General features: G+C 69.8%; 9 protein-coding genes. 6 read left to right on the top strand and 3 right to left on the bottom strand.

Annotated features, from left to right (window positions below; translation table 11 throughout):
• The first annotated feature begins 578 nt into the window (after nt 1-578).
• Nucleotides 579-1397: a hypothetical protein gene (locus OHA11_RS48255; protein WP_266509212.1), complete on the top strand. Its 819-nt coding sequence runs from the start codon at nt 579-581 to the stop codon at nt 1395-1397.
• A gap of 179 nt (nt 1398-1576) precedes the next feature.
• Here the strand turns inward: OHA11_RS48255 and OHA11_RS48250 are convergent, their stop codons facing one another.
• From OHA11_RS48250 to OHA11_RS48240, 3 genes are all read right to left on the bottom strand, one after another.
• Entirely contained in the window at nt 1577-1942 is a 366-nt protein-coding gene (locus tag OHA11_RS48250; protein ID WP_266509209.1) for a hypothetical protein, read from the bottom strand.
• 110 nt (nt 1943-2052) lie between these two features.
• Nucleotides 2053-7287 (bottom strand): NACHT domain-containing protein, encoded by a 5235-nt coding sequence (locus OHA11_RS48245; protein WP_266509207.1) that lies wholly within the window; start codon nt 7285-7287, stop codon nt 2053-2055.
• 183 nt (nt 7288-7470) lie between these two features.
• The gene (locus OHA11_RS48240; protein WP_266509204.1) at nt 7471-10149 is read right to left on the bottom strand and encodes a hypothetical protein; all 2679 of its coding nucleotides are present in this window, start codon (nt 10147-10149) and stop codon (nt 7471-7473) included.
• Nucleotides 10150-10839: 690 nt separating this feature from the next.
• Between OHA11_RS48240 and OHA11_RS48235 the strand changes: the two genes are divergently transcribed.
• The 5 genes from OHA11_RS48235 (at nt 10840) to OHA11_RS48215 (ending at nt 17748) form a co-directional block, all read left to right on the top strand.
• The gene (locus OHA11_RS48235) at nt 10840-12153 is read left to right on the top strand and encodes a hypothetical protein (RefSeq protein WP_266509201.1); all 1314 of its coding nucleotides are present in this window, start codon (nt 10840-10842) and stop codon (nt 12151-12153) included.
• Entirely contained in the window at nt 12150-14702 is a 2553-nt protein-coding gene (locus OHA11_RS48230) for a ThiF family adenylyltransferase (protein WP_266509198.1), read from the top strand. The genes OHA11_RS48235 and OHA11_RS48230 overlap by 4 nt, the downstream gene beginning before the upstream one ends.
• Nucleotides 14699-15799, top strand: a complete 1101-nt coding sequence (locus OHA11_RS48225) for a patatin-like phospholipase family protein (protein ID WP_266509195.1) — start codon at nt 14699-14701, stop codon at nt 15797-15799. The genes OHA11_RS48230 and OHA11_RS48225 overlap by 4 nt, the downstream gene beginning before the upstream one ends.
• Before the next feature lie 365 nt (nt 15800-16164).
• Nucleotides 16165-17088, top strand: a complete 924-nt coding sequence (locus OHA11_RS48220; RefSeq protein WP_266509192.1) for a hypothetical protein — start codon at nt 16165-16167, stop codon at nt 17086-17088.
• 345 nt (nt 17089-17433) lie between these two features.
• Nucleotides 17434-17748, top strand: a complete 315-nt coding sequence (locus tag OHA11_RS48215; RefSeq protein ID WP_266509189.1) for a hypothetical protein — start codon at nt 17434-17436, stop codon at nt 17746-17748.
• Nucleotides 17749-17759 lie beyond the last annotated feature (11 nt).

Here is a 17759-nt window from a genome sequence, read left to right as displayed (position 1 = left end):
TGTGAGTTCCCGGCTTTGTATGGTGTCTGAAGGCGTGTTGAGCTGGAGCGTCGGTGCAGACCTGGATTCTCATGAGGAGTTGGTGCGCTGATCTGACCAGCTTGGACTGCGGAGTGTTGACCTCTGGTCAGAGGTGTATGGGTTCGCGGCCTGCTGATACGTGGTAGAGCTGGAATATCGCGAGTATCTCGGGAACCTCTATGGGTTTGGCGGCGTTTGCGCAGCTCAGGGAGCTGATGGAGCGCAGGGGCGGTCCGGTGCTTCGTGGGCGACCGTCCTGAGAGGCGGCAGGGGTTCGCACTGTCGGGTCGTTTGCGATCATGGCTCGCCGACCGGGCTGTGAGGCCCCAGTCCGGTCAGCGGTGCGGTATCCGAAGAGCGCTGAGCACGGCCCCGTGGTGGTAGGGGAGCTCATCCTCGTGCCGCCGCACGTTCCGGTGGACCCCACAGGACCAGCCGTGCCCCGTCCGTGAATCGCGGCCTGGGCCCTTCGCGTGCACGGCCGGTTGGAAAAGCGGCGGTGGTGGGGCGTCCCGCCCGGCAGAATCGGGTGATCGACACGTCCCTTTGGGGGAGCTATGCAGGAACTTCGCTTCGACGACGACATCCGGTTCACCGCGACGGTCAGCAGCGATCAGACGTGGCTGATGCGTGCGCTGGGAGCCCACGAGCTGAGTGTCCAGCTCGCCGTTGGGGTGTCGCCCTTCACTGAGGCCGGGAAGATCCTCGCCCTGGAGACGGATCTGTTCGGCTTCGACACGACAGGGCAGCGCCACCGGCTCGCCCGGACCACGGCGAACCTGGCGTACACCCCGAAGATCACCGTTCACCGCGTGAACCTGTCCTTCCCGCTGACGTCGCTGCAGGTCCATGCGATCGAGGACGGCCGCACCGGCGACGTACGGTTCGAGATCGACCTCAATGCGACGCTGCCGCAGGCGCCCGGCTACCCGGGGAGCGCCCAGGCCACGGCGCACATCACCATCGGCAAGAGCCGGTGGGAACAGCAGCTTGTGCAGCTGGGGCCGTCTGCGGCGTTCGAGATGGCCGTGCCGTATCCGCTCGGCGACCCGGAGAGGGACGAGGTCGGCCGGACTCTGCGAGAGGCGCAGCGTCTGCTGACCGTGGGCGAGATCCTGGCGTCCATTCTGCAGATCAGGCGGGCACTGGAGTGGGTCCGGGAGAACGCGGGCTGGGAGAACCCCGGGAGGAAGGTCCCCAGCCAGTGCAGCCAGACCGAGCGGTGGTGGCGGATCCAGGACGCCCTGTACAGCCAGACGTGCGGCGCTCTGCACAATGACGTGTTCACCAGGGACTTCGAGTACGGCCGGGCAGAGGCCGAGACGCTTTTGGCGATGACCGCCGCACTGCTGCGGAACGTACGCACCGCTGCGTGATGTGAAAGCGTCATACCCGTCGGTAGAGCCCGTTGTCGTGATGCCGGCACGTCACGCTCGCCGTCTGGTGTGATTGGGCAGCACGGCGGCGCCACGCTCGTAACCGCGGTCCGGGCCCGAACGGCGTCAGCCGCCGTATTCACGCAAGCATCGGCGGTCGTCTGGGGACGGCGGATCACTCACGCCGTGCCGGATGCCAAGCGCCCAAGGTCGGGGAAGGCGGTCTCCCATGCCTCGCGGACGTGCCTGCTGATCATGGTTCTCATCGTGGGCCATTGGGCGAGCAGGAGATCGCGGTTCAGGAAGCAGGTGATGTCATCGCGCTGTCCTTCGGCGAGCACGGTGCGGTAGAGGCTCATGCGTTGGCGGGGCTGCTCGAGGTCGTAGGTGCGCAGTCCTGACCAGGCGATGTGGAGCGGCAGGTCGACCAGGCCGTGCTGTGGTCCGGCGAGGGCCTCCAGGGTGTCGGGAAGGCGCCCCGCATACCGCTCGTACAGCACCTCCGCGACGAGCGGCCTGGTACCAGGGTGCGGCTGCTGAACCATGGTCCCAGTATTCCGTGTGGGCCAGCAGAGAAGTGATTCAGGACCGTCGGGAGCTGCTGTGCGCCTGGCCGTCTGCTGTATGTCTTCCCGTTGCATGGGCGGATGGCGTGTCATCGCCCTGTTCCTGACTGCAGGATGCGCAGCAGGAGAGCGGGGACGGGGACGTCTGTGGCGGTGACAAAGTCGTGCACGGCGTCGGGCAGCTGAAGGCATTGCTGCCGGTGCAGCCGCTGGCGCAGGTTGTGCGCGACGTCCGGGGGCAGGGCGGAGGCCGCGCTGTTGAGGGAGGCGAGCTGGGCGGCCCGGGCATCGGAGGTGTCCGTGCTGATGATGGCGGCATGCGCCCGGGTGCGTGCTTCCGGGTCACGTTCCAGGCGGCGAATGACGGCTTGGGCGAACGGTGGGTCGATGTCGTTGGTGAAATGGCTGGAGATCCATGCGCTGTCGCGGGATACCTGATCCACGAAGTCGGCAGTCTCGACGGCTGCGTAGGCCAGCGGGTAGTACACCGACACGTCCACCTCGACGTGTCCGTGCAGATCGCGCTCGCGCTGGAGGGCCTCCCAGGCGTCGGCGACGGCTGTGTCGTCGGGGAACCCGGCGGCCAGGGCGAGGAACGCACCGGAGGCGGGGAGCGGGTAACCGCAGCGTCGTGGGCCCAGTTCGGCGTGCAGTGCGCGTTGCACGGTCGCCGGATCGAGGCCGAGGACCAGAGGGTCGGCCAGGAGCAGGGGTGCGACGTCCCGGCTTCCGTTGTCGCCCGGCCGGAGGTTGTCGATCAGGGTGCGCAGCAGGTGCGCCTCGCTGCGGTGGGTGTGGGCGTACCAGGCGAGCACGGTGTCGTGGGTGAGGAGGTCGGGTTGCTGGTCGACGGCCGTTGCGAGCTCTTGCGCGAGCTGGGGGTGGCGGTCGGCGACCAGCGCAAGGTACTCCCAGGCCGTGTCCGTGGCGGGGGAGAGCATGTCACCGGTGAGGCGTTTGAGGAGGGTGCTGCCGAAGTGGGCGCGTAGGGCTGGCCAGTGGTCGGCGATCTCGCCGAGCACGAGCAGATCGAGGTCGGTGCTGATGAACTCACCCAGGGGCAGCCGGATGGGGCGGCCGTCGTGTTCGACGAGGTCGTCCAGCAGGCCGAGTTGGCCGGTCAGCAGGATGCCCACCCATGCGGCGCGCCGGCGTGCCCAGTTGTCGTAGCCGAGGCCCGTGGCTGTGTCGCGGAGCACGGACTGGGCCTGCTGCCATTCCGGTTCGGGAAGCGCGCCGCGGTCGTGGTCGTGCAGCAGATGGGTGTGGAACACGGCGGAGGCGGCGGATCGGACGAGATCGTGGGGCTCGTTTGGCCACTGAGCTGTCAACTGCCGGATGAGGGTGCTGTCGCCGAGGTGGTCGCGTAGCAGGGTGCACAGGTGCAGGCGGGCGGCGGTAGGTAGAACCGGGTGGGCGGCTCGCACCCGGTTGAGGACGGGCTCGAGGGCGGAGGGCTCGCTGCCGTAGCCGGCCAGAAGCGATCCAAGAGGGGCCTGCGGTCTGCGCAGCATGCTGGCCGCGCGGTCGCGGGCCGGAGCGGTTGCAGGCAGAACGGCGATGACCGCGGCTTCAGCAGTGAACTCGTATTCGTTGGCGGGTTCTTGCACCGCCTCCAAACACACCCGGGCGATCTGCTCGGCCACCGGCCCCGAGGTCAGGGACTGGTGCTGGCAGCTCTCCAGCAGCGCATGGATGACGATTTCCTTGCGGAAGCGGCTGTCGTGTGTCGGTGATGGTGTGGCAAGGAGGACGAGCAGCCGCTCCCGGGCCTGCTCGGCGCCCAGGACCCGCACGGCCGCGTTGGCCACCCGCGATGCCCGGTCTGCCTCGCCGTTCAGCACCGCGGACAGCGCCTGCTGCACCTCGGCGTCGTGGGCCCAGTGCTCGGCCAGGGCATCGGCGGCCCAGTGCGGGACATCGCTGTCGTGCAACTCCTTGAGCAGCGCGGACCGCAGCACCGGACCCTGGTCCAGGGTGACGAGGGACGGGAGCTCGAAGTCCAGGAAGGCCCGTGGATCCTGTTGTAGGAGTTTCTCGGCCGCGGCGGCCACGGCCGTATGGCCGGGGTAGGCGCGGGCCAGCGGCCCGATGCCAAGGAACCGGATCTGGTGCGGGTCGTTCACCAGCGTGGTGCAGACGTAGTCGATGACGGCCGCATCCTGGGCCCAGGCCTTCAGCAGCACACTCCAGGCCACGGCTCGGTCACCCTGTCCGGGGCGCTGGCCGGACACGATGGACAGGCAGGTGTCGCGCACCTGCTCGGCCTTGCCGGGAGCCTCACGCAGGGCGGCTGCGATCGCGTCGGCGAGCACAGGCTTCCACACGTCGTCGGTGAAATCCTCGGTGTCGAGCCGGCTGACCAACCAGGCGCGCTCTTCGGCAGTCACGCCCTGCGGCTGCGCCCCGCGGTCCATACGACCGGTGGTCTCCTGGCCGGGCAACACATCCAGGACGGCGGCCAGGGCCGTCAGCCGCAGCCCCAGCACCTGCTGCCGCCGGGCGGCTGCGGCCGCGGCCGTAACCCGGTCATCATCGGGCCAGCCCAGCAGCAGACCGTGCAAGATCACGGCGGCGTGATCGGCACTGGCAGCGTGGCGCAGCGCCGTCAGCATCGTCTCAACCACGTGCTCCTGCCCGTCCCGCGTCCCGTAGCGGGCCGCGAGCGCGCGGGCGGCCGCCCAGGCGACGTGCACGTCCTCCGACCTCAACGCGGCCACCAGCAGCGGCCAGACGGGTTCAGCCAGCTGCCGGTCGTCGGCCACCTGCCCGAGTCGGTAAAACACCTGCCACGGCAGCGGCTGACCGGCCACAACCCAGCGCGACAGGTACGGCACCAGATCACCGCTCACTGCCGGATCGTCCAGCCCGGCCACACACGCCGACAACATCCGCTGTCGGTGCCCGACGAGGGGGTGGCTGTCGACCGCTTCCAGGATCGTGGCGGCGTGACGCCGGGCCTGGGGGAGAGTCAGCCGGATCCCGCCGAACACTGCCTGCGCCACCAGCTCGCGCACCGCCAGTGCTTCCGGTTCCGGCCCGCGGGCCTTCTCGGCGAGCTCCTGGAGCAGCCGACTGCTCTCCTCGGTGGGCTGCAGCTGCCACAGGATGGCCAACAGCACCTCATGCCAGCGTGGGTCCTGGGCGCGCTGGGCGAACAGGCAGCGCAATTCCTCGAAAGACAGCTGCTGCGCGGCCTGTTCGGCGGCCAGCTGTTCCAGCAGGACCCGGTGCAGGAAGCCGATCTCGCGCGGGCCTTGCCGGACCAGCACGCCGAGCTGCCCCTCAGCTATGTCGACAAACCCCCTCGCCTGAGCGGCGGCCCCCGCTGCATCCAGGGCGAGGTGCCGTGGATCGCGAAGCGCGTCGATGATGTCCGCGCGGACCGTCTGTTCGGGCACGGCCTGGACGTCGCCGCGCTGCTGGTGTGCCAGCGCAACGTGGGCCAGGATCTGACGGATGTCGTCCGGGTGGAGTGCGGTGGGCTCCGCGGTGATGCCTGCCGCCGTCCCGCGCCGGGCGGGATGTTCACCCAGCAGATGGTCAACGGCGCCCGCATACACCTCGAACCGCCTGGTCGGCAGCACCGCCCCGGCCAGGCGCATACCGGTGAGCAGGAGAAGGAACAGCGGAATCCGCGCCAGCTGGCGAAGGTCCCGCACGCCGGACAGTTCCTTCACGAACGCCTCGGCCTGCGTGCTGCCCTGCACCTCAGCAGTGCCGAGCCAGTGAGCGGCCAACTCCCGCTGCTGGCGCGGCAAGAGCGGGGCCAGCGAGGCGTACTGCCACGCTCCCGTCGGTTGCAGTCGTGACAGGCCGTAGGGGCGGGTGGCAGCCACCGCAGGCAGCTGGCGCTGGTCCAGGAAGGTCTCCAGCGCGGTGAGAGCCCTGCGCGCAGCACTCTCGCTCACCCATTCGTCCAGGCCGTCGATGACCAGCAGCAGCCGGTCATCGGCCAGTGCTTTCTCCACCAGCGGCCACAGATGCCCGACGTCGTATTGCTCCAGCCAGGCCCGTAGCGTCGCCGCCAGCGAGGCCTCGGCGCCGTCGTAGCGGGCCAGCCGGCGGGTGAAGAACGGGAAGGGAACCCACAGGGGCAGCCGGTCGCCGAACCGTTCGGTCCAGCGCGGCAGGGCAGGGGAGTCGGCGAACAGGTCCAACAGCGCGAAACGCAGCAGACTGCTCTTACCCGAGCCCGGTTCCCCGATCAGGACATGGCGTCGGGTCCCGGCCAGCCAGGCGTCCGCGCTGGTGCGGATCCCGGTGGCTTCCCCGGTCACTGCCGGGGACGCGGTGCTGACGGCCACCATCTGCTCCCCGACCTCGGAGGCAGGCACGGTGAGGGCCTTCCCCAGCTCGTCGGGATGGTGGCCGTAGGCGGACGCCCGCGCCTTGCGGTACCAGGCCGTGGGGGACATGCCGGGGGAGACCGCGTCGGGTGATGACAGCTGGGCAGGCCAGCGGCCCAGCTGGTGCACCGGGAGCACGTCGGGAAGAACGAACCGCTGTCGCAAATCCGGCCGGGCGGGAGCGTGCTGCAGGGCGATCGCACCGGAGTCGGTGTGGGCGAAGAAGGTGGCGTAGAAGGAACCGAGCTGTGCACGCAGATCGGCGACCTGCACGGCATCGAGCCGGGTCGCCAAAGCGGTCACCTGCTCGGACCCGAACAGTTCCTCCACCCACGCGCGGCCGAAGAAGTCGTGGACGACTTGCGGGCGTTGCTTCAGCCAGGCCGACAGATACTCCGCATCCCACACCTCGAAGGTGATGCCCGCACGCGCCAGCCGTTTGCGCTGCGTCACCACCTCGTCGGCGGTCTTTTGCGGGACGGCCGACAGACTGGTGGCGTAGACGAAGACCCGGCTGACCGCAGCCCACGTGCCGTCCAGGAAGTCAGTGACGGCCTCCTCGAGCCGACCGGCGGTCAGCGACTTCACCCGCCGCGACTGCAGACTCAGGTAGACGCGCTCGGGATCCGATTCGCTCTCGGTTGAGCCGTCCGGCAGACGGACATACAGATCGATGCCCTGCTGCTCCTGTCCCCGAGTGCCGTACAGGCTTCCCTGCGCCTGGGCGTCGTAGGTACTCAAGCGCCCGGTGACACTGTCGCCCCCGGCGTGATCGGCGGAGTCCTCGACCGTCCCACGCTCCACCGCCCGCTTCAGGCACAGCCGCTCGAAGTTCTCCCAGGCCAGATGCTCCAGCGGCAGGAGTTGCTCGCTCGTATGGACGGGCAGCGGAACCGCCTGCGGCGATACCAGCGTGTGCAGCCGGGCCGGTGCCTTGGCGTACTGGGACGGGCTCATCGAGAGTGTGTGCCGCATGCACCCCATCATCAATCACAACTCGCGAGCTCACCGCTGGTCGCTGGGCGGCGGGCAGCACGAGGTCGGCGATACGAGGTTTGCGGTGCATGGTCTGCCCAGGGAGAACCGGGCTGTCGTCTCGTCGGCCCTCTGAGGGCAGGCCTGCACCAGGCGGGTTTATGGCCCGCGCAGTGCTTCGCTCTACTGCGCGGCGAGTCTTTCGACGATGCGCCGTTGGTGCTGGATGTCGTAGGCCTGGTCAGGGGTGACTTCGTAGTGATCGAGGCTGTCGAGTTCGGCACGGGCGGCGGCGATGTCTCCGAGGTAGGCCAGTACGACGGCGCGCTGGGAACGCAGCCCGATCATGTCCTCAGGCAGGTTGTAGTCCTCAGCCACGGGGATGAGCTGACGGTTTATCAGGTCCAGGGCTGCTCGGGTTTCGTCGGCTCGCATCAGGGACTCGACGACGTCCTGGCCCAGGTCGATGGCGGAGCGCCAGGCGGCGGTGAACAGATACAGCTTCATCGCGGGGAAGGCCATCGGGCCGTAGTCGAGGCCGAGTCGGCGGCAGGACTTGACGAACAGGGCGAAGCAGTCGGCCAGACGCTTGTAGTCGTCGGGGTTTTCGCTGGTCTCGCAGGCCTCTTGCAACGCCTCGGTGTTGCCGAGGATGTGGGTGACCTCCAGGCCGAGGTGGCGGCGGTAGATATCGGCGAGCGCCATCGCGGCGCTTCCCGCGTCCTGGTAGGCGTCGGCGAGAAACAGGCTCTGCGCGTAGGCGTAGCGCAGGGCTCGTTCGTGGGGCGAGGGAACAGGGATCCCGGCGAGCGCGGTGTGGAAGGCTGAGTCGAGTGCGTCGACGTCGCATGCCTGTCCGTACAGGATGAATTGCCGGGTGGCCAGCAGGACTTTCTCCCGAGGGCCGATCTGGTTGCTGGTCTCGGCGAGGGTCTCCATGGCGTGCACGTGCCGTGCGCAGGTGTCCCAATCGTCATCCCCGTAGGCCCAGGTGGCCAGTGCGTTGTGGGCTTCCAGGCGGCTGATGGCGTCGCGGTCGGTGTCTTGGGCCACCTCGGCGATCACGGCGCTCAGTTCACGGGGGTAGCCACCCTGGAAGAAGCCTTCCTGGCCGGTGAGTTCGAGCAGGATCTCGATCTGTCCGGTGTCGGCCAGCAGGCGCATCCACCGGGCCAGCCGTGCGAGCCCCCGGTGTCCCTCCAGTAGGCCAACCAGGGCTTGCCTGACGGCGTCGGTGGTCTTCGCGGGCAGGTCTTCGGCTGCTTGGGCAGCCAGGGGGCGGATTGCGTCGTGGAGTTGGCAGTGGCCCTCGGCGAAGGCCTGCGTTAGGCCGCGGCCGGCGAGTTCACGTACGGCCCGGGCTGCGGCTGGTCCTGTGCTCCCGGCGGCCGCGGCCAGCTGCTGGAGCTCGGCGGCGGTCAGGGGGACCTCGGCGATCGACAGTAGCCCGGCGGTGATGCGTGCCGGTGCGGAAAGCTGCTTGAAGATCTGCGCCAGGATGACTTCCTGGGTGGTGGGGGTGAGATGGGTCTGTGCCTGTACGGCGTTGCAGAAGGCGGCCCCGTCGCCCGCGTGCGCGGTGCGGGCCAGGTGCGCGGAGTTGAGCACGTACAGGGGCAGGCCGGCCGTCAAGGCCAGGATGCGCTGTGCGGTGGGGTAGTCCAGGGTGCAGTCTTCTGCGGCGAAGACGGCGGCCACGGTGTCGGAGTCCCAGCCGGGCAAGGACTCGGCGGGGACACCCAGATGCGCGGCGAGCGCGGTCTGCTCCGGGTGGGGGTGGCCCAGCAGCGTGATCCGGGCCGTCGGCAGCGCCTGGACAAGCAGTCGTACGTCGTCGGATGGGAGGTCGTGCACGTTGTCGATGACGACCGCGATGGCTGTGCCGTCGTGGGCCAGTCGGCCGTGCACGGCCCGCAGGACGTCGATGCCAGCCCCGCTCGGCAGGCGGAGGGCATCGGGCCCGCTCAGGTGCCGGGCAGCAACCTCCCGGGCCAGCGCACCGGGCACCACCGCGGGCGGCATCTGGCCGGCATCGAAGTAGGTCACCGGGAGTGGGCACCGGGCGGTGGCGTGCGCCGCCCAGGTCGTCTTCCCGGCCCCGGAGAAGCCCGTCACCAGCCGCACACGCTGCTCGCCCATCAACTCCGGTTCGCTGCCATGCGGCCAGTAGACGTCAGGAACCTGGGGAAAGGCCTGCAGCTCCTCGACGAACTGCTCGTACAGGGCGGGCAGTTCACTGGCATGAAAGGCTCGCCCATGGGCTCCGGCACTCGCGTACTGGACACGGGCAGCCAGCTTCCACACCAGCGTCTGCGCTCCCAGGGACCGGAACGGCACCTGGGCGGCCTGCTCGGTGCACCACTGCAGGACACCGGTGAGATCCGCAGCAGCGGGCGGCAGCCACGTCTCCTGCGGATCGGGATGGCCCGGCCACACCAGCGACACGCCCGCCGGCCAGCCCGGCTGCTGGGTCCGTCGCAGCAGATCCGGACCCGGTGCGGTATTGCTGACCACAACCAGCTTGGGCGTGCCGAGGCGCCGCCCTGCCGTGTGCTCCGCGCGTAGCTCGGCGAACTGCTCGACCGACCCCCTGATGTCGCTCCACATCAGATTGCCCTGCCGGGTCTTGACCTGCAGGTAGAGATACCGATCCGGGAGCACGACCTCCAGGTCCTCGTCCAGCTCCATCAGCAGCGTTTGCGCACCGGCCTGACGCAGCCGCAGCAGGCAGCCCACGGCGTACAGGTTCTGGTAGGTGAATCCGCGGTGCAGGAACGTGATCCGCCGCAGCTGTGCCGCATTGAGCGGGGCGGCCGGCCCTGTGGCGGTGTCGCTGGCCGGTGGCGGTTCCTTGTCGTGCACGCCGCCAGGGTAGCGGCCCGCCCGCAACAGCCGTACGTCCCGCATCGCGGTGTCCGGGCCCGCCGCCTCCCGCAACGCGATGCCGGCGGCCGTCAGAGCGCTGGAGCAGGCAATCTCGCCGTCGCCGAGACCGAATTGGTGCGCAGGGCGCTGGTCAGCGCTAGGTCCAAGGGGCCCAAGGGGCCGGGACCCGGAAAAAGCTCGCGGACGTAAACGGCATGCCCTCCCAGGACCCCCCGGCCCGGGGAGCCTTCCAGGCCGCACCCGCCGTGACGCATGTTCGTCTGCCGAGACGGTCGTGGACCGGCCAGGCCGGGCGATGAGAAAGGGCCGAGCCTGCCAGGGCACATGGGGCGTCGAGCAGGACCCACCCCGCAGCGCCGCCGGATTCCTCACTACGGCCTGCAGCGGCCGATCTTGGTGCACGGCATGCCAGGTCAGGCCGCAAAGCAAGCGATGACACAGCACGTGGGTCACACCCTCGTGATGGTCACCCGGCGCCGCCCCTGCTCGCGAAGAGGCCGCGTGCCGGCCGTATCCGGGGCGGGCAAGGACCCCTGACATTGGCCCTGTTGACGCATGAAATGCCTGATGAGGCCGTGTTGTCAGTGGCGCATGGTAGATGTGAAGACAGGGAGAACTTGTGCGGGTTTCCCGTTAGTTGATCAAAGTCGAGTGAAGAGGCAGGACATGGTCGAGACGGAACTTCCCGAGCGTGGGGTGGTGTTCTGGCCGGTCGGCACGGGCGACTCCACCACGATCGTGCTCGGCGGCGACCTGGTCCTCCAGGTCGATCTGCGGGACATGAAGGCCGCCGACGAGAAGGGGGCGGTGGTCGCCGCCGTCATCGACCGGCTGGCGGATACCCTGCCGCGCCCCGACTGGCTGGACGGGGAGACCCCCTACCTCGCGGTGTTCGCCCTGACCCACGCCGACCTGGACCACTGCTGCGGGTTCGGTGACCTGCTGGACAGCGGCATCCTGATCGGGGAGATCTGGGCAACGCCCCGGCTGTGGCGGGAGATCTCCGAGGACACGACCATGTGCCAGGACGCCCAACTCTTCCAGGACGAGGTCGAGCGCCGCGTCGCCGCCACCCTGGAGGCCCTCGAGAACGGTGAGGAGCCAGCCAGCGGCGATCGTGTACGGATCATCGGCTACGACGACGACCGCGACCAGCACTCCTACAACGAGCTGCCCGACGAGTACTTCACCTTCCCCGGCAAGACGATCACGATGATCGACGGCAACGACCTGTCGGAGACGTTCGAGGCGTTCGTCCACGCCCCGTTCAAGGGCGATTGCGCCGGCGAGCGCAACGAGACCTCCCTCGCCCTGCAGATCCGCATGCACACCGGCGACGGCACGACGGGCCGGCTGCTCCTCCTCGGCGACCTCGCCTACCCCACGATCAAGAAGATCTTCGACAACAGCGAGTACTTCGGCAACACCGACCGGGTGGAGTGGGACCTGCTGCTCTCCCCGCACCACTGCTCCAAGAAGGTCATGTACGCCAAAGGCGAGGACGGCGAGGAGGAGCGCAAGCAGGACATCCTCGACCAGTTCGAGACCTACGCCAGTGCGGACGCGCGGGTGATCGCCAGTTCGCGGCCCTTCCGGGACCAGGACGAGAAGGGACACAACCCGCCCCATCTGCTGGCCCGTGACGCCTACGAGGAGATCACCGTGCTGCCGGTGCTGTGCACGGGGGAGTACCCCACCCAGGACGAGCCCCGGCCGGTGGTGTTCGCCCTGGACACCTTCTTCGGGTTCGAACTCGTCGACGTCGCCGAGCTGGAGAGCAAGTCCCTGGTGATGAAGGCCGCCGGCGGTGGCCGCCGGATGCTGGCCGCGCTGGGCACCACCCGCTTCCCGGCTGCCGCCTTCACCGCCACCGCCGCGCTTCCCTCCCCGCGGGCGGCCGCCGCCGCGCGCAGCGCCGTCGAGCAGGCCCGCGGAGACAAGGCCGCACCCGCCACGCCCCTGGGATTCGGTGACGCGTGAGCGACCGCACCACTACGGCAGTCACGGCCGGCCAGCACCTCGCCCTCGACCAGCTCCGGCAGATCACCGGCTCAGCTCGCGGCGGGGTCTTCCTCGCCCATGTGGACACGGCACCCACGGCCCCTAAGGGCTTCGTGGAAGCGCGCATCAGCGTGGGCTGCGCCGGTCTGCCCCGCGCCGAGGGCGGGCTGCGGCTGCGCAGCGAGGAGCCCGTCACGCTCTACATCCCGCCGGACTTCCCCTTCGAGACCCCGATGGTGTACACCCGGCACAGCCGCTTCGCCGGGGCCCCGCACGTCGTCTGGGCCCATTTCCCGTGCCTGTACCGCTCCACGGCGACCGAGTGGAACCCGGCCGACGGCATGTACGGGTTCATCACCCGCCTGCTGGACTGGTTCAGGGCCGGCGCGGCCGGGGAACTGGATGCGCCCGGCGAGCCCCGGCACCCACCCCACGCGGTGGGCGACTACGCGGACGGCCTGCTCGTCGTCCGTCGCAACGCGCCCGCCGCCGAGGACGACGAGCCATGGCTGGGCGCGGCCCTCCTGCACCGCATCAGTGAGGAGCGCAGTGACGTGGTCGGCTGGCTCCCCTTCGGCCAACCGTGGCCCGACACCCTCGCCGATGCCCGCGCCGCAGCCCAACTCCCCAACGACGCCGAGGTGTTCCTCGCCCCGGCCGTGATCACCGCAGACCACCTGACCTTCGAATACCCCGACACCGCACGGGCGCTCATCACCGCCCTCGCCCGCGGCCGCATCACCGCACGCATGGTCCTCGGCCTGGTCGGCGTGGCAGCCGACCACAACCGCCGCCTGCGCACTGCCGCCGAGCAGACCGGACCGGACGGCAAGCCGCACCAGGCCGCCCCGATCCACCTGCTGCTGGGCACCCCCTCCCGGGGGACCAGCGGACACGGCCCCCGCCGGACCCACCTGGTGGCCTGGCACCTGCCCGACTTCGCCGACAAACTCACCCGCCTCGCCGTCACCGCCTACGTCGACCGCCAACTGCCCGAACTCGGCGACGAGATCATGCAGATCGGCGAGGAATGGCTCGACACCCTGACCACCCGGTGGCTCCGCCTGTACGAGGCCCGCCCCGAGGTCACCGTCCGCCGCGACCACCACACCCCGGCGGCCTGGCTGCACGGCAAACGCATCCTCGTCCTGGGCGCCGGGGCACTCGGCGCGCCCGCCGCCGATATCTGCGCCCGAGCCGGCGCCGCCCACATCACCGTCGTCGACCAGTCACTCGTGCATCCCGGCATCCACGCCCGCCAGCCCTACGCCGACGCCGACATCGGCTATCCCAAGGCCGACATCCTGGCCGCCCGCCTCAATGAGATCGACCCGCACACCACCCGCATCGAGCCCGTCGTCGCCGACATCACCCGCCGTTTCTCCGCCCTTGACGTGCACTCCTTCGACCTGATCCTGGACTGCACCGCCAACCGTGTCGTACGGGCCTACCTCGAACGCGCCCGCCGCACCGACCCGACCGCCTGGCCGCACCTGGCCACCGTGATGATCGGCCACCAGGCCACCCGCGGAATCGCCGCGCTCTCACCGCGCTCGGCCAGTGGCGCAGGCACCGACGTGCTGCGCCGTACCGCTCTGACCGCCCGCACGGATCCCACCCGGGCCCTGGTCGACATGGTCGAGGACTTCTTCCCTACCGAGCCCCGCACCGAGCTCTTCCAGCCCGAACCCGGCTGCTCGGACGCCACCTTCACCGGCTCCGCCGCCGACGTCACCGCCCTGGCCGGACAGCTCATGACCGGCATCCTCCACGCCCTCAGCGCCCCCGACGACCGGCACACCATGGCCGCGCTCACCGTCCGCACCCCGAGCGGCCCCACCGACCACCAGCCCGCCGGACCGCGCTGGCTGACATGGCGCAACGACACGATCGTCACCGACGACGCCACCGGCTACGACATCCGCATCGCCCCCGCCGCCTTCGCCGAGATGCGGGCCGAAGCCCGCCGCGGCGCCCGCGTCCGCAGCCCCCGCGTCGAAACCGGCGGCATGCTGCTGGGCGCCATCGACGACTCCACCGGCATCATCTACGTCGACGAGGCCACCGGCCCGCCCCCGGACTCCCTGCTGAGCGAGGCTTACTTCCAGCACGGCCTGGAAGGCGTCACCCGCCACCTCGCCGCCCGCCGCACCGCGACCGGCAACACCAGCCGCTTCCTCGGCCTGTGGCACACCCACCCCCACACCCCGGCACAGCCCAGCGCCACCGACCGCACCGCCATGGAACTGCTGACCCTGCCCCTGGACGACGCCCCCGCCCGCGCCCTCGTCCTCATCGCAGGTGGACCGCAACCCGTCTGGGACAAATGGCTCGCCACCGGCGACGGACCAGACCTCTACGCCCGCCTCGCCACCCGCACCACCGCAGCCACCACCCCACCAGCAGAGACGCTGCCACCCGGCCGCCCCCGCTCGGCCCTCTGGTGGCCCGGCGGCTACGCCACCCGCCCCACCACCGCCGATAGCACCGTGCCCGCCCCTCGCCGATCGGACGACCCCCGCCCATGACCCGAACCCTTGGCCTTGCCCTGTCCGGCGGAGGCTCCCGCGCGGCCGCCTTCCACCTCGGCTGCCTGCGCGCCCTGCACGACCGCGATCTCCTCGACCGCATCCGCGTCGTCTCCGGCATCTCCGGCGGATCCCTGCTCGCCGCCCTATGGGCCTACGGCCCGCCCGACTTCGCCGACTTCGACGCCCGCACCACCGACTTGCTGCGCTCCGGCCTGCAACTCGACATCGCACGACAGGCGTTTGCGCCCTCTGCCGTCATCCGCAACCTCACCGCCGCCGCCCGTGCCGGCACCCGCCAACTGTTCACCCGCGCTACAGACGTCAGCGTCGCCCGTCCCGCCAACCGCACCGACGCGCTCGCCGCCGTCCTGGCCCGCACGGCCTTCGCCACCGCCACCATGGCCGACGTCACCCATCCCGGCCTCGACGTCGTCCTCACCGCCACCGACCTGGCCACCACCAACGCGGTCCGCTTCGGCAGCGCCCGCAGCGGCTGCTCCCGCTACGGCACCATCACCGAGCCCGTCCACGTCGCCACCGCCGTGGCCGCCTCCGCCGCCTATCCCGCCTTCCTGCCGGCTCTGGAGCGCACCTTCACCTTCCAACACCCCGGCGGACACCACGAACAGCACACTGTGCTGCTCACCGACGGCGGCGTCTACGACAACCTTGGCCTGTCCGTCCTGGAACCCGGACGCTCACCGCACCACACCCAGCACGTCTACGACGTGCCCTTCCTCATCGCCTGCGACGCCGGCGTGGGCGAACTCCCCCTGCAAACACCGCACTTCATGACCGGCCGCCTCAGCCGCTCCTTCGTCACCGTCCATCGCAAAGCCCAGGACTCCGCCCGCTCCCGCCTGCACGAATGGGCCGCCAGCGGGCGCATCGACGGCTTCGCCCTGGCCTACCTAGGCATGAAGGACCACCGCCTGCCCGCACCGCCCGCCGACCTCGTCCCGCGCAGCGCGGTCGCCACCTACCCCACCAACTTCCGTGCCATGAACCGCACTCACTTCGACGCCATCACCACCCGCGGCGAACAACTCATGCGCACCGTCCTGCCGATGTACGTGCCCTCCTCCCAGTACTGACACGCGGCAGCACGTCACCCTGGCAACACCTGTCCGGGCCGGCCGACCATCACGTGCGGCACTCGGTACGCTCCAGGCGCCAGGCCGGTCACCTGTCGCCGGAGCATGTAAAAGAAAGCAGAGAAACAGCCCGAGCCCGCAGCCTGCGGCGCTAGCCTGTTACACAGGCCGAGCGCATCGGCCCAAGCCGGGGCCGGCCCATGAACGGCCCCACACGGCAAAGGTGCCCGGGCATCCGGAGCGATCAGCCGCATCAACTGCGCGTACCATCACAGCTGTTCATCAGCCTGACCAACAGGTTTCCGCATGCGCCCGATCCCGCGCACCGGATCATGGGGCCGGAGCGCAGACTCGAGGCCATCGCCATGACCAAAGAACATGCGCGCAAAGACCGGGCCCGGCGCACCGCCCGCCGCACCGGCACCTCCTACACCTCCGCCCGCTCCGGCACCTTGCACACGCACCCGGCTCCCATCCTGCCCCCGGTCAGCGGCAAACCCTTCGGTATCTCCGTCACGGCCGACATGACCGCAGCCGCATCAGCCATCGGCGCCCGGCTCGCCGACTGCGACCCCTGCCTGACCTCTGCGATGGACCGGATGACGGGGGGACTGCCGCTCGTCCCGGCGGCCCTGGCCGCGTCGCTACCGGTCGAACTCGGCGACGGCTTCACCCCCACCACCCTCGCCTTCTGCCAGACCGTCCCCCGGTACGGCCACCACGAGGCGTATCAGTTCGTGATCTATCTCGAGGAGGACGAGCTCCGCGACTTCATCACCGACCTGGTCGACATCTGGGCGTACGCCATCCCGCAACTGATCCACATGCAGACGGCCGGGCCGCTCCATTCCCTGGTCATCGACCTGGCCCCGCCGCGGCCGCCCTTCTACGTGGCTGCCTATACCGGCTTCGTCCCCGTCCCCGGAGGATCCTTCCCGGCGCTCACCCTCAGCTCGCCGGACCTCACCGGAACGATCGACGACCTCGCCGAACGCTGTGGCTTCCCGCTCTACACCTGGAAGACCCTGCCCGGCATCACACCGTGGATCCTGCAACAGCACCCGGACACCCACCGTCCCTGGGGAGTGCGCTGGAACGGCACGGACACCCCCGCTGTCACCATCGGGTCCCCCGAGTATTCAGCCGAAGCTGGCGCTCAGTGGATTCAGGCGGCACGCCGCGCGGGCTCGGTACTGGTCCTGGGGCTGTGGCACCGGGAAGTCTCCTCCACCAGAGGGTCGGCGGAAGACCACGAGATCTTCGCGGTGCGGGCACAGGTACAGCCTTGATCACTGCTCCTGCCACAGGCCCCGGCCTGCGGCAGGAGGCCCTCTGCCGCAGGCCGGCGCGGACAGGCGCCACCGGTGAGCGGGCCGTGCAGCGCCGCACCGATGCGTTCGCCCGGCTCGCGGCCCGCGCCGAGATAGTGCTGCGCCTCGTTGAGCCACAAGACCGTGCGCGGATCCACTCGCCTTCGCCGCGACCCTCACCCTGGCCGCGACGATCACCAGCGCTCTGGCCAACGCCTTCGCCTGACCGATGGCACGCATGCCGTCGGCAGATATGACCTGTTGCACCGCACCCTTGACATAGGATTAGCGATTAGCGAATCATGAATTATGTCTCAAGAGGCCTTGGAACGGTTGCGTGAGGCGTCCGTGCGGGTCTTCGGCAACCGCTACCGGGCGGAGCTGATGGAGGCGCTGGCGGCAGCGGACGAGCAGGGTGTGTGCCTGGGAGACCTTGCCGCCGCCCGCAACGCACCGGCCAGTGTCTACCAGGCGCCGATCCGGGCCCTGGTGGAGGCCGGGCTGGCCGAGCGGCTGCCGCGGACGCCGGGGGAGCGGCGCCGCTGGTACCGGCGCAGCGACAACGACGCGCTCTGGCAGTGTCTCGAAGGCCTGTTGAGCTGTTTGGCAGAACAGTCCGTACCCATGCGGGTTGGATAGTCGGCGGGGCC

Source organism: Streptomyces sp. NBC_00878, from assembly GCF_026341515.1.
Lineage (GTDB): Bacteria > Actinomycetota > Actinomycetes > Streptomycetales > Streptomycetaceae > Streptomyces.
The sequence above is the reverse complement of the archived record's forward strand: the minus strand, read 5'-3'. Positions and strand labels throughout refer to the sequence as shown.

Excerpts from the sequence above, each read along its gene's own strand:
- OHA11_RS48255 (WP_266509212.1), top strand. The coding sequence starts at position 579 with ATGCAGGAACTTCGCTTCGACGACGACATCCGGTTCACCGCGACGGTC.
- OHA11_RS48250 (WP_266509209.1), bottom strand. The coding sequence starts at position 1,942 with ATGGTTCAGCAGCCGCACCCTGGTACCAGGCCGCTCGTCGCGGAGGTG.
- OHA11_RS48245 (WP_266509207.1), bottom strand. The coding sequence starts at position 7,287 with ATGCGGCACACACTCTCGATGAGCCCGTCCCAGTACGCCAAGGCACCG.
- OHA11_RS48235 (WP_266509201.1), top strand. The coding sequence starts at position 10,840 with ATGGTCGAGACGGAACTTCCCGAGCGTGGGGTGGTGTTCTGGCCGGTC.
- OHA11_RS48225 (WP_266509195.1), top strand. The coding sequence starts at position 14,699 with ATGACCCGAACCCTTGGCCTTGCCCTGTCCGGCGGAGGCTCCCGCGCG.
- OHA11_RS48220 (WP_266509192.1), top strand. The coding sequence starts at position 16,165 with ATGACCAAAGAACATGCGCGCAAAGACCGGGCCCGGCGCACCGCCCGC.